The sequence below is a fragment of the Actinomadura sp. NBRC 104425 genome (assembly GCF_030269545.1).
In the GTDB taxonomy this organism is placed as follows: Bacteria; Actinomycetota; Actinomycetes; order Streptosporangiales; family Streptosporangiaceae; genus Spirillospora; species Spirillospora keratinilytica.
Genome location: NZ_BSTN01000005.1, coordinates 1 through 12,054, shown reverse-complemented (window position 1 = coordinate 12,054; position 12,054 = coordinate 1). Strand labels below are relative to the sequence as shown.

Sequence of the window (12,054 nt, the reverse complement as noted above, 5' to 3'; positions counted from 1 at the left end):
CTCGGTGCCCATGCCGGCGCCCGTACCGGTGTCGGCTTCGGAGGGGGCCGGGGGCTGGTGGGGGCGTCCGCGCCAGCCGGTGACCGGCAGCCCGAACTTGGTGACCAGCCGGTTGGTGAACGGCGTCCGGTGCAGGCGCGCCAGCCGGACCGGCGCCGCGCCCCGGCGGACCTCCACGCGGGCGCCCGGCGGCAGCCCCACCGTGCGGCGCCCGTCGCACCACAGCACCGCCCGCGGCGTGTCCGGCAGCACCTCCACCGCCACCACCGAGCGGGGCGAGACGACCAGCGGCCGGGCGAACAGGGCGTGCGCGCTGATCGGGACGACCAGCATCGCCTCGACCTCCGGCCACACCACCGGGCCGCCCGCGGAGAAGGCGTAGGCGGTGGACCCGGTGGGCGTGGCGCACACCACGCCGTCGCAGCCCCAGTGCGACAGCGGCCGCCCGTCGATCTCGGTGACCACCTCCAGCATCCGCTCCCGCTCGGCCTTCTCGACGGTGGCCTCGTTGAGCGCCCAGGTGGTGTCGGTCACCGTGCCGTTGCGGCGCACGACCACGTCGATGGTCATGCGCTCCTCGACGTCGTAGCGGCGGGCGACGACCCGGTCGACGGTGTTGGTGAGGTCCTCGCGTTCGGCCTCGGCCAGAAAGCCCACGTGGCCGAGGTTGACGCCGAGCAGCGGCGTCCCGGCCTCGCGGGCCAGGTCGGCGGCGCGCAGCAGCGTCCCGTCGCCGCCGAGCACGATCACCACCTCGGCGTCCTCGGCCGCCGCGGCGGCGCGCGGCATGACCTGCACGCCGACGCAGCCGATGTCCTCGGCCTCGCCGTCCAGCACCCGCACCGCGATCCCGGCCTCGCTGAGTCGGGTGATGACCAGCTGGGCGCTGCGGACCGCCTCCGGCCGCCCGGTGTGCGCCACCACCAGCACCGATCTCTTGCTCAAACGCCCTCCCCGGGTCGCGTCACCGCACCGCGGCCGTCGTCGCCCGCGCCACCTGCCTTGCCCGCGTCGCCCCAGTTTGCCGGTATTTCGCCCCTCCTCGCGGCCCTTCCCGTGTTCCTCCGGTTCCACGCCCGGTAGTACGGAACGCCGGCCGGGCGCGCTCGAACACGCCGCGGCGCGGCTTCGCCTGGGCGGCGGGCGCGGTCACTGCGGCCCCTCCGCGATCGCCTTCTCCAGGGCGGCCTCGTCCAGCGGGGGCTCCCCGGCGCGCAGCCACAGGAAGTACTCCACGTTGCCCGACGGACCCGGCAGCGGGCTGGCGACGACGCCCGCCGCGCCCAGCCCCAGCTCGGCGGCGTGCCCGGCGACGCCCCGCACCGCCTCGGCGCGCAGCGCCGGGTCGCGCACCACACCGCCCGCGCCCACGCGCTCCCTGCCCACCTCGAACTGCGGCTTGACCATCAGCGCGTAGTCGGCGCCGGGCGCCACGCACCGCTTGATCGGCTCCAGCACCAGCCGCAGCGAGATGAACGACAGGTCGGCCACCACCAGGTCGGGCGGCGGAACGTCCGGCGCGCCCAGCATCTCGGGCGTCAGGTTGCGGATGTTCACCTGCTCCAGGACGGTGACGCGGTCGTCGGTGCGCAGGGACCACGCCAGCTGCCCGTACCCGACGTCCACCGCGTGCACGTGCGCCGCGCCCGCCCGCAGCAGCACGTCGGTGAACCCGCCCGTGGACGCGCCCGCGTCCAGGCAGCGGCGCCCCTCCACCTTCAGCCCGGTGAACGCCGCCAGCGCCCCCGCCAGCTTGTGCCCGCCGCGCGAGACGTACTCGGGGCCGCCGTCGGCGGTGTCCACCACCACGGCGGCGGCGGGATCGACCTGCGTGGCCGCCTTCCCGGCGACCTGCCCGCCGACCCGCACCCGCCCCTCGGCGATGAGCCGGCCGGCGTGCTCGCGCGACCGCGCCAGGCCCCGGCGCACCAGCTCGGCGTCCAGCCTGCGCCGCTTCACGGCCGCCCGCCCCGAGCCGGCGCACCCCCGCGCGGCGGGACGGCCCCCGCCCCCGGCGGCCGGGGCATCGGCGGACGCGGCCCCGGGGGGCGCGGCACCGGCGGCCCGGCGTCCTCCGGCTCGTCGGCCGACGCGAGCAGGTCCTGCAGCCGCTGGTGGACGTCCTCGAACACCGCCACATGCCGCGACACCGGCGCGCCGCCCAGCTCCGTCAGGCGCTGCAGCACCAGGTCGACGCGCGGATCGCCGGTCGGCTCCGGCGGCGGCCCGGCGGGCACGACCGCCTCGGCCACGCCCGTGCGCGCCTCGGCCTCCCCGCCCTGGGGCGGCGCGCCGGGCGGGGCGGGCGCGTGCTCCGGCGCGGCATGAACGGCCCGCTCCGACGGCTCCACGGGCTCCTCCACGGCCTCGCCAGACATCACCTGCAACCTCCAAGAAGACCCCGACCGCGCACCGCGGGTCGCCTCCGGCTCCGTCAGAACGCTACCGTCCCTTCACGACATCGTTGTCGACCGAACGGGGAACGGCCTGACCATGGCGAACGAGGAGGACTGCCGCGCGGCCCTGGGGCGGATCACCGAGCGGCTGGCCGAGGTGGACGAGGAGCGGCTCGCCGAGCACGTCGTCGAACGCACGATCAGCTGCCGCATTCCCGACCTGAGGCTCGCCTACCGCTCCCGGATCCACGCCGGCGGCCTGGATCCGTTCGAGCCCACCGACGACCCCAAGGCCGCCCAGGTGCGGATCACGGTGCGCAGCGACGACCTCGTGGCGCTCGCCAACGACGAACTGCACCCCGCCCGCGCGTTCACCAGCGGGCGGCTGAAGGTGGAGGCGAGCCTGCTCGACCTGCTGCGCCTGCGCAAACTGCTGTGAGGCCCCGCCGCCGGGCGCGGCGGGGCCCCGGGGGGCTTACGGCACCCCTACGAGACTCGCGACGGCTCCGTGCGCTCGCCGCGGCTCTTGTGCTCCTTGTACGCCCGCGGCAGCTTGAAGCCGCGCTCGGCCATGACGGCGCGCAGCCGGTCGGGGTAGTCGGTGATGATGCCGTCCACGCCGTCGTCGATGAGCTTGTTCATGGTGGCCCGGTCGTCCACGGTCCAGGGGATCACCTTCAGGCCCAGCCGGTGCGCCTCGTCCACCATCGTCCGGGTGACGTACGGCCGGTAGTCCGGGTCGGTGACCTTGCCGTTCTGCGGGAAGCCGTGCACGGGCGAGAACGCCGACGCGCCGAACGACTTCACCGCCCGCAGCGGGTCGCCGCCGAAGTCGTCGATGTCGATGCCGCCCAGCCACGGCGACTTGCCGGGCTGCCCCACCTGCAGGAAGTCGTAGTTGGTCAGCGCGACCAGCGGCAGCCTGGGCTCCACCTGGCGCATCCGCATCAGCGCGCCCCAGTCGAAGCTCTGGATCGTCACCTGCCGCACCATCCGCGCCCGCCGCACCTCACGCGCGGTGACCTGCACGAACTGCTCGCGCGGCGCCGTCTCGCTGGGCGCCCCCGCCTCCACCTTGGTCTCCACGTTCAGCTTCACGCCGTATGCGCGGTACCGGTGGACGAGCCCGAACACCTCGCTCAGCAGCGGCATCCGCTCCCCGGGCTCGGCGCGCTGCCCCGGGAACTCCGGCAGCGTCTGCGAACCGCAGTCCAGGGTGCGGACCTGCTTGAGCGTCAGCGTGTTGACGTACTTGCCGACGTAGGGGTACTCCGGGTCGCCCGGTACGGCCGGCCCCGTGTCCCGGCACTTGCGCCCGTCGACCCGGCGGTCGTGGGTCACCACGGCCTGCCCGTCCTCGGTGATCTGCACGTCGAGTTCCAGCGTGCTGACCCCGAGCCGCAGGGCGTTGGCGAAGGCGGGCAGCGTGCTCTCCACCACCAGCCCCAGCCCGCCCCGGTGGGCCTGCAGATCGAATGTCCGCTGCTTCGGCCCCGCCTCGGCGGCGGCCTGCGCGGTCCCTGCCGCCGTCACCGCGAGCGCGCCCGTCAGCGTCGCTGCGAGGACGACACGGCGCCATCTGGTCATGGTTGTCTCGCAATCCCTTCCGTTCCGGCGGGCCGCACGGCCCGTGGGACACGGTGCGCCGCCCCAGGGTGCACCGAGTGATCCCGAGACAAACGATCAGTAGCCCCCACGCGAACAAACCCACCCCCTCCCAGCACAACAACCACGTTCACCCAGCCACCTACTCACCGCCCCCTCCCCCGGCAGTCCCTGTTGCCCCAGGAGTCAGTCTTGAGGCAAACGGCCGGGCGCGGCACCCCCGATCAGCGCGAACAAGGGGAGGCGCTCAGGCCGGCAGCGGCCACAGATCAGCCGCCGAGGTTTGCTTGCCCCGGACCTTCCGAAGCGGACGGGATGATCGGCAGATCCGTATGACCGCCGACCGGGTGCGGGCGGATCACAAGGCGCTGTGGGCGATCAGGCCAGGGACAGGTGCTCGAGGGCGGCGGCGACGGACTTCGGGGCGGCCGGTTGCTCGTCGCGCCAGGCGGCGGCCGCCAGGGCGCGCAGGCCGTCGTACGGGTCGCCGTCGCCGGTCAGTTCGATGACGTCGCCCGCCCACCGGGCCGTCCACCCGGCGCACTCGAAGCGATCGCCGGAACTGCGCACGTGCGGGTGGGGGACGAGCAGGCCGGTCAGGTCCGGCGCCAGATAGGTGGGGCGATGCCGCGGCGGCGCGGTAAGCGCCGTCAGCGGGTCCGTCACCCCGGTCAGAACCAGCAGACTGTCGGCGCCGCCGTTGTGTGCGCCCTCGATGTCGGTGTCGAGCCGGTCGCCCACCACCAGGGGCCGCTGCGCGCGGGTGCGCAGGATCGACTCGCGGTGCAGGGGACGCTCCGGCTTCCCCGTCACGATGGGGTCCACCCCGGTCGCGGCCCTGATGACCTGCATCAGCGCGCCGTTCCCGGGCTGCTGCCCACCGGCGCCCGCCGGGATGGTGAGGTCGCCGTTGGACGCGACGAACAGCGCGCCGTCGCGCACGGCGCGGGCGCCCTCGGCCATCAGGTCGTACGACAACCGCGGGTCGTAGCCCTGCACGACCGCGACCGGCCGCTCGGACGCCGACGACACCGGGCGGAGCCCCTGGGCGTACAGCGCGTGCCTCAGGCCCATGCCGCCGACGACGAGCACCGCCGAACCGCTCGGCAGCCGTTCGGCCAGCAGTCGCGCCGCCGCCTGCGCCGACGTCACCACGTCCGCCGCCTCGGCCGGAACCCCCACCTCGGTCAGCAGCGCGGCGACCGCCGAGGGGGTACGGGAGGCGTTGTTGGTGACGAACGCCAGCCGCTGCCCGGCCGCACGCGCCTTGGCCAGAGACTCCGCGGCGGCGGGCACCGGGCGGTGCCCGATGTAGACCACGCCGTCGAGGTCGAGCAGCGCGACGTCGTACGCCTCGCACAGCGGCCTGTCACAGCCCTTCATCGCGTCCCTTCCGCTTTGGACGGTTCCAGCCCGATCGTAGGGGCCGGTCATCTGCGGGACGCGAGGGTGGCCCGGGCATGCCGCAGCGCGTTGGCGTAGTCCCTGTTGTCGGGCCGCATGGCGACCGCGAGCGCGAGGTACTCCACCGCGCCCTCGAAGTCTCCGAGGCGGCTGAGCGACAGCCCCAGGCCGAACAGCGCGTAGTCCTCGGCGGGGTCGGCCTCGACGATGCAGCGGAAGCTGTCGGCGGCGTCGCCGTACCGCCGCGCCCCGAACTGGGCGCGGGCCAGCGCCTCCCGGATGCTGCGCGAGGACGGCTCGGCCTCCGCGGCCCGCGACAGCAGCTGCAGGGCCGCCGCCGCGCTCCCCGACTTCAGCAGCCTCAGCCCACGCGTGTACCACTCGTACACGCCGCCGTCCGGGCCGCCGGGATCATCACCGGGAGCGTCCTGCGGGGAATCGTCCGGCCGTCCCGGTCCTTCAACACTCATGTGGACCTCCCCTCGGACTCCGGTTTCTATCGACCGTACCCGGGCACGGACGATGCGGCGATCGCGGATTAGCATGCCCACGGTGGACGACGACCTCCCCCTCGGACTGGACGCCGAGGAGTTCAGCGCCCGCGTCTTCGGCGCCGCGGAGCCGCCCTCCGGCGGCGGCCTGGAGCTGGCGCCGTTCCGCGGGGTGCGGTTCGCCCCGGAGGTCGTCGGCGACCTGGCGGCGGTGACCACCCCGCCGTACGACCTGATCGACGACGCGCAGGTGCGGCGGCTGCTGGCCGCCGGCGGGCACAACATCGTCCGGCTGATCCTGCCGCCGACCCCGCAGCAGGCCCGCGACACGCTGCACGAATGGCTCGCCCGAGGCGTGCTGGCGGCCGACCCCGAGCCGTCCCTGTACGTCTACGAGGTCGCGGACGCCCGCAACGTCCTGCAGCGGGGGCTCATCGGCGCCCTCGCCCTCCGCGCGGAGGCGGACCGGGTGGTGCTGCCGCATGAGAACGTCTACCCGGGCCCGGTGCGCAACCGCCTGGCCCTGATGACCGCCGTCCAGGCCGACCTGGAACCGATCTTCCTGGTGTACGAGGGCGACGGCGACACCGCCGACATCGTCGACGAGACCGCCGGCGGCGCTCCCCTGCTGTCCGTCCGCACCGACGACGGCCTCGAACACCGCCTGTGGCGCGTCACCGATCCGCGCCTGCACGCCCGGGTCGCCGCCGACCTGCGGCCCCGCCGCGCACTGATCGCCGACGGCCACCACCGGTACGCCGCGTACCGCACCCTGCAGGCCCGCCACCACGCCGCGGGAGACGGCCCCGGCCCGTGGGACCACGGCCTCGCGCTACTGGTCGACTCGACGCGCTACCCCCCGTACCTGGGCGCCATCCACCGCGTCCTGCCCGGCCTGCCGCCGCACGTCGCCGTGGACCGCGCCGCGCGGTTCTTCCGGGTCACGCCCATGCCGCCCGACCTCGGCGCGGCCGTCGCCCGCCTGGCCGGCGCACCGCGCCCGGCCTTCCTGCTGGCCGGAGGGGACCGGCCGCACCTGCTCACCGACCCCGACCCGCACCGCCTCGGCGAGGCGATGTCCTGCGGCCGCTCCCCGCGGTGGCGCGCTCTCGACACCGCCGTCCTCGACCGCCTCCTCATCGAAAAGGCCTGGAACGTTCCGGAGGACGAACGCAGCGTCGAAGTGGTGCACCACGACCCTGGGGCCGCCCTCGACCGTGCCCGCCGCACCGGCGGCACCGCCGTGATCCTCAACCCGCTCAAGGTCGAGGACGTCCTCGCCGTGGCCGGCGACGGCGAACGCGTCCCCCGCAAATCGACCTCCTTCGGCCCCAAGCCCCGTACCGGCCTCGTCCTGCGCCTCCTCCGCTGACGGACCGCCGAACCGACCGGTTCGATGCCCCCGGCAGCCGGCGGCGGCTGAACACTCCCCTTTGCGCAGCCGGGCGCGGACGGGTGCGGGTGCTGCGGCCGGTGCGCGCGATCCGGTGCCCGGACCACACGCCGAGGACGGCCCGGCCCGAGCCGCGGGACCCGTTCGCGGCCATCACGACGGTGAACCGGGGTGCAGTCACCCGCGTTGCCGCTGCTCACGGCCGCCTCCTTCCGTCCCTGCAACGATCCGGCATCGGGGAAGGCGGGCGAAAGACCACGCCGGAACTGTGGATAACCGGGCGGCACGGAGTGATGATCGTCCAATGGACACCACGATCACGCCGCTGGGCGGCGATGTGTACGAGATCGACACGCGGATGGCGGGGTACACGGGCATCACCGCGGGTTACCTGATCCTGTCCGACCGGCCCTGCCTGGTGGAGCCGGGCACCGCCGGGTCGGCGCCGGTGGTGCGGCGGGCGCTGGACGAACTCGGGGTCGGCCCGTCCGACCTGGCGACCGTGGTCGTCACGCACATCCATCTCGACCACGCGGGCGGGGTCGGGGACATCGCGAAGATGTACCCCGACGCCGAAGTCGTCGTCCACGAGAAGGGCGCGCGGCACCTGGCGTCGCCGGAGCGGCTGATGCGCAGCGCGCGCATGGTGTACGGGGACCGGCTCGACACGCTGTTCGGGGAGCTCAAGCCCACGGAGGCCGCGCGCATCCGCGCCGTCGAGGACACCGGGGTGATCGACCTCGGGGGCGGGCGGAGGCTGGAATCGCACTACTCCCCCGGGCACGCCAAGCACCATGTGGGGCTGTTCGACTCGCAGACCGGCGACCTCTACGTGGGGGACGCGGCCGGCGTCTACGTGCCCGAGACGAAGGACGTGCGGCCCGCCACGCCGCCCCCGGACTTCGACCTGGACACGGCGCTGGCCTCACTGCGCAAGTTCCAGGCCCTGGGGCCGCAGCGGCTGCTGTTCGCCCACTACGGCCCCGTCTCGGACGTGACGGAAACGCTGGAGCGCTCCGCCGAAGAACTCCGCGTCTGGGTCGACACGGTGCGGGAGGCGCGCGACCGGGGAATGGACCTCGACCACGCCGTCGCCATGGTCCGCGACCGCACCAACGAGCGTTACGCCCTCACCCGGTCCGAGGCCGACCCCGAGCTCGTCGCCAAGTACGAGGTGCTCAGCGGGATCGAGAGCAACGTCGCGGGCATCATGCACTCCCTCGGCAGGTCCGAGAAGAGGTGAGGCGTCAAGGCGAGCACCTTGACGTTGTAAGGTTCCGCTTGATCGCCGGCGGAGGGACCGGCGGCCCCCGGCGGAGTCAGCGGCGGAACGGGCCGGTGACCTCGTAGGTGCAACCGTCCGTCCCCGCCGCGAAGCCGCTGGTCCCCCGCTGGGACGAGAAGTACAGGCGGCTGCCGTCGGGCGAGAACGCCGGCCCGGTGATCTCGGACTCGTCATGGCCGAGGACGCGCAGGAACGGTGCCACCACACCGTCGGGTGTGATCACGTTGATCTCCATGTTGTCGCCGTCCTCGGCGACGTACAGGTCTCCGGAGCGCGTCCCGGTGATGTTGTCCACGCCCGCGAGCGGGGGTTCACCGGTGGTGACGAGGTCGTCGTCGTAGGCCAGGTCCAGCCGTCCGGCGGCCGCGTCATACGCCCATACCCGGTTGTCCCCCTTCGTGGTGAAGTAGCAGACGCCGCCGGTGTAGTAGCAGCCCTCGCCCCCGTTGAAGCGCATGGCGCCCGGCACCTGATCCCGGGTCGGCGTCAGCCAGACCTCCGGGTCGGGCACCCGCGCCCACGTCACCTCACCCGTACCGGAACCGACGAGGACCTCCAGTGCGCCCGCGGACAGGTCCCCCCACGTCGAGGGCCGGAACCGGTAGAAGCAGCCGTCCGGCTGGTCCTCGGTGAGGTACACGACCTGGCGGTCGGGGTCGCACGCGGCGGCCTCGTGCTTGAAACGCCCCATGGCCGCGCGTGCTCGGGCGGAACGCTCTCCCCGGGGATCGGTCTCGTACACCAGGCCGAAATCGTGTTCCTCGCACGACAGCCACGTCCCCCAGGGGGTCGCTCCGCCGGCGCAGTTCAGCGACGTGCCGTTGAGGATGCGGTACGCCGAGACGACCTTCCCCGTCGCGTCGAACCGTACGGCCGACACTCCCCCGACGAGGGGCACCTCGGAGTTGCTCACGTAGATCCACCCGTCGCCGTCCGGGAAGCACGCCCCGCCGTCCGGTGCGGGATGCCACGTGTACCGGGTGCCCTCCACGCGCCGCAGCGACCGGGCGATGACACGGCTGGTGAACCCCTGGGGCAGCTGGATGCCGTTACCGTCCGCCGCCAGCAGGGGCCCGTACGGGCCGGGCCCCGGCTGCGCGGGCCCTGCGGCGAAAGCCTGCTGCCACAGGGCCCCGGAGAACGCGGCCGTGCCACCGGCGACGGCGGTCGTGCGGAGGAAGGTGCGTCGGCTCGGCCCTGTCGTCGGCATGGCGCTCCTCACACGCTCGTCAACGATCACGTGGAGTCGACCACCGGCATATGGCACCGGCGCCCCCGAACGACCACGGTTTCGTGAACATCGCGCGAAGCGCGGCACCCGTCAAGATTCCGGACGGGGTCCGCTCAGTCGGCGGACCCGTTCCGCTCCTCTCCGCGGTCCTCCGCCGGGGCCTCGCCGTCCTCGGCGGCCCCCGCGCCGCTCACAGGGCCCTCTGGGGCCGCTGAGGCCTCGTCGCGGCCCTCAGACCGGGCGACCGGCTCCCGGAACACCACGGAGATCTCAGGCGCCTCGTCGCCCGCCCCGGCCGGTGCCGGACGATCGCGGTCGTGCCTGGCGTCATCGGCGGCGGATGCGTCCGCCGGTGCCGCGGGCATCGGCTCGGCGGCCGCAGGCTCCCGGAACACCACGGAGATCTCCGGAGCGTCCCTGACGGTGCCGCGGGGCTCGGCGGCCGCTTCGGCTTCACCGGCCGTCGCCTGTGCGCCGTCGGTCCGGGGTGTTTCGGGTGCCTCCGCCGGCGCCTCGCCGGTCGCCGACGGCGGCGCCTCATCGGAGTCCAGGGGGATCGCGTACGCCTCGTCCTCCTCGGTGTCGATGATGTGGAGGCCCTCGAGCTCCGCGTAGCGCTCGGCGGCGTCGGTCTCCCCGTCGCGGTCGGCCGCCGCGGCGCGGGCGAACCAGTCGCTCGCCTCGTCGCGCCGCCCCGCGGCCTCGAGCGCGTCGGCGTAGGCGTAGAACAGCCGCGCCGACCAAGGGCGCAACCGGCGGTCCTTCAACTCGGGCACCTGGAGGGCGACGACCGCCGCCTCGTACTGCTGCAGGTCCCGCCGCGCCCCCGACTCCACGATGCGCAGCTCGATCCTGTCGGCCTGGTCGAGCCGTGCGGTCTCGGCGGACTTGATGAGGTCGAGCGCGCGCTCGGGCCGCCCCAGGCCCCGCTCGCAGTCGGCCATGACGGGCAGGTAGGCGTCGCCCCCCGTCCCCAACCGGCGCGCCGCACGCAACTCCGCGAGCGCATCGGACCACTCTCCCGCACGGTAGGCGGAGAGCCCTGCGGCCTCCCGGACGATGCCGAGGCGGGAGGCCAGCCGCCGGGCCGCCTTGGCGTGGGCGTAGGAGGCCTGCGGGTCCTCTTCGGAGAGACGTCCCGCCATCACCAGGTGCCGGGACACCCGTCCGGCGAGGTCCTTCGGCAGGGCGCGCAGCTCCTCGCGCACCTCGGCGTCCAGTTCGCCGCCCGTGACGTTCTCCGGCACCGTCGGCTCGTCGTACTTGGGCGTGTGCTCTTCGCGTCCCTGTCCGGCCTTGCGGCGGGCGAGCTTGTCACGGGACGGGCCGTAGGGGCGTTCCCCGGCCTTCTTCTGCCCTCGCGTGCCCGGTGCGCCGCGCCGCCTGTCGGCGATGCGCCCGCGGTCCTGGTACCGGTCGCGTCCGTGCTCGCGCTCCCTGCCGTGGCCGCGGTCTCGGTCACGGGCCTCGTCGCGGGCCCGGTCGCGATCGCGGTCGCCGAAGCGGCCCTTAGCGCGCTGGGCCTCGAATCGCCTGGACGCAGGGCCTGCTGTGCGCCGCTCCCCCTGCTCCTTGCCCGGGCCGGCGGCGAAGGGACGTCCTGGACGCTTGTCCGCACCGCGCGGGCCCCGGCGGGCGTCGGTGCGCTGCTCGTCGCGCCTGTCACCCGTGGGTCGAGCACGATCCGACGATTTCCCGAACGGACGATCGCCCGAGCGTTCGTCTCGTCGGTCCTTGCGGTTCCGTGCTGGACGATCTTTCCAGCCGCCCTCCGAGCCAGATCGGCCCGAACGGGATCCCGTAGCCGGACGGCCGCCCGCGGCACCTCGACCACCCCGCCCAGATTCTTTGCGTGACGCGAAACCGCCGCCTTTGCGTTGCCCCGGTCCCCCGGTGCCGCGAGGCTTTCCCCCACGACCGGCAGGCGTTCCCCGTCCCCCATTCCTGCGCTGCCGCTCGTCGCGCCGCCGGCGGTCGTCGCCGCCGCGGCCGTCCTCTTCCGCGCTCATCCCGTCCGTCACAGTTTCTCGATGTTCGGTGGACCCTCGCACTCTATTTTGGCAGGGCCAGACATGCGTCGAGGGCCGACCTCGTTACCGAGGCGGCCCTCGACCAAAAGAATGTCCGGCGGCGTCCTACTCTCCCACACAGTCACCCATGCAGTACCATCGGCGCTGAAGAGCTTAACTACCGGGTTCGGAATGGGACCGGGTGTTTCCCCTTCGCCAAAACCACCGAACAACCAACAC

Annotated in this window: 10 protein-coding genes, 1 rRNA gene and 1 pseudogene; 3 read left to right on the top strand and 9 right to left on the bottom strand. The window is 73.9% G+C overall.

Annotated elements, in window-relative coordinates:
• Positions 1-63: 63 nt before the first annotated feature.
• The 3 genes and pseudogenes from QSK22_RS09790 to QSK22_RS09780 form a co-directional block, all read right to left on the bottom strand.
• A pseudogene (locus QSK22_RS09790) lies at positions 64-930 on the bottom strand (NAD kinase); the annotation flags it as partial.
• Between the two features lie 219 nt (positions 931-1,149).
• The gene (locus QSK22_RS09785) at positions 1,150-1,959 is read right to left on the bottom strand and encodes a TlyA family RNA methyltransferase (protein WP_285493733.1); all 810 of its coding nucleotides are present in this window, start codon (positions 1,957-1,959) and stop codon (positions 1,150-1,152) included.
• Complete coding sequence (locus tag QSK22_RS09780) at positions 1,956-2,378, bottom strand: hypothetical protein (protein ID WP_285493732.1); 423 nt, start codon at positions 2,376-2,378, stop codon at positions 1,956-1,958. The genes QSK22_RS09785 and QSK22_RS09780 overlap by 4 nt, the downstream gene beginning before the upstream one ends.
• A gap of 115 nt (positions 2,379-2,493) precedes the next feature.
• On the opposite strand from QSK22_RS09780, the gene QSK22_RS09775 reads away from it, so the two are divergent.
• A complete protein-coding gene (locus tag QSK22_RS09775) occupies positions 2,494-2,835 on the top strand; it encodes an SCP2 sterol-binding domain-containing protein (RefSeq protein WP_285493731.1) in 342 nt (113 codons plus the stop codon).
• A gap of 47 nt (positions 2,836-2,882) precedes the next feature.
• Here the strand turns inward: QSK22_RS09775 and QSK22_RS09770 are convergent, their stop codons facing one another.
• The 3 genes from QSK22_RS09770 to QSK22_RS09760 all read right to left on the bottom strand — a co-directional run bounded on the left by QSK22_RS09770 (position 2,883) and on the right by QSK22_RS09760 (position 5,875).
• Positions 2,883-3,983: a glycerophosphodiester phosphodiesterase family protein gene (locus QSK22_RS09770; RefSeq protein ID WP_285493730.1), complete on the bottom strand. Its 1,101-nt coding sequence runs from the start codon at positions 3,981-3,983 to the stop codon at positions 2,883-2,885.
• Between the two features lie 396 nt (positions 3,984-4,379).
• Positions 4,380-5,384: an HAD-IIA family hydrolase gene (locus tag QSK22_RS09765; RefSeq protein ID WP_285493729.1), complete on the bottom strand. Its 1,005-nt coding sequence runs from the start codon at positions 5,382-5,384 to the stop codon at positions 4,380-4,382.
• A gap of 47 nt (positions 5,385-5,431) precedes the next feature.
• Positions 5,432-5,875, bottom strand: coding sequence for a tetratricopeptide repeat protein (locus QSK22_RS09760; protein ID WP_285493728.1), 444 nt, complete (start codon positions 5,873-5,875; stop codon positions 5,432-5,434).
• A gap of 73 nt (positions 5,876-5,948) precedes the next feature.
• Here QSK22_RS09760 and QSK22_RS09755 point away from each other — a divergent pair, with 73 nt between their 5' ends.
• On the top strand, positions 5,949-7,268 hold the full coding sequence (locus QSK22_RS09755) for a DUF1015 family protein (RefSeq protein WP_285493727.1): 1,320 nt from the start codon (positions 5,949-5,951) through the stop codon (positions 7,266-7,268).
• 325 nt (positions 7,269-7,593) lie between these two features.
• A complete protein-coding gene (locus QSK22_RS09750) occupies positions 7,594-8,532 on the top strand; it encodes an MBL fold metallo-hydrolase (protein ID WP_285493726.1) in 939 nt (312 codons plus the stop codon).
• A gap of 76 nt (positions 8,533-8,608) precedes the next feature.
• On the opposite strand, the gene QSK22_RS09745 is transcribed toward QSK22_RS09750, so the two are convergent.
• The 3 genes from QSK22_RS09745 to rrf form a co-directional block, all read right to left on the bottom strand.
• Positions 8,609-9,784, bottom strand: a complete 1,176-nt coding sequence (locus tag QSK22_RS09745) for an alkaline phosphatase PhoX (protein WP_285493725.1) — start codon at positions 9,782-9,784, stop codon at positions 8,609-8,611.
• Positions 9,785-9,918: 134 nt separating this feature from the next.
• On the bottom strand, positions 9,919-11,052 hold the full coding sequence (locus QSK22_RS09740; protein WP_285493724.1) for a tetratricopeptide repeat protein: 1,134 nt from the start codon (positions 11,050-11,052) through the stop codon (positions 9,919-9,921).
• An 875-nt stretch (positions 11,053-11,927) separates the two neighbouring features.
• Positions 11,928-12,044, bottom strand: a 5S ribosomal RNA gene (gene rrf / locus QSK22_RS09735).
• Between the last annotated feature and the right edge of the window lie 10 nt (positions 12,045-12,054).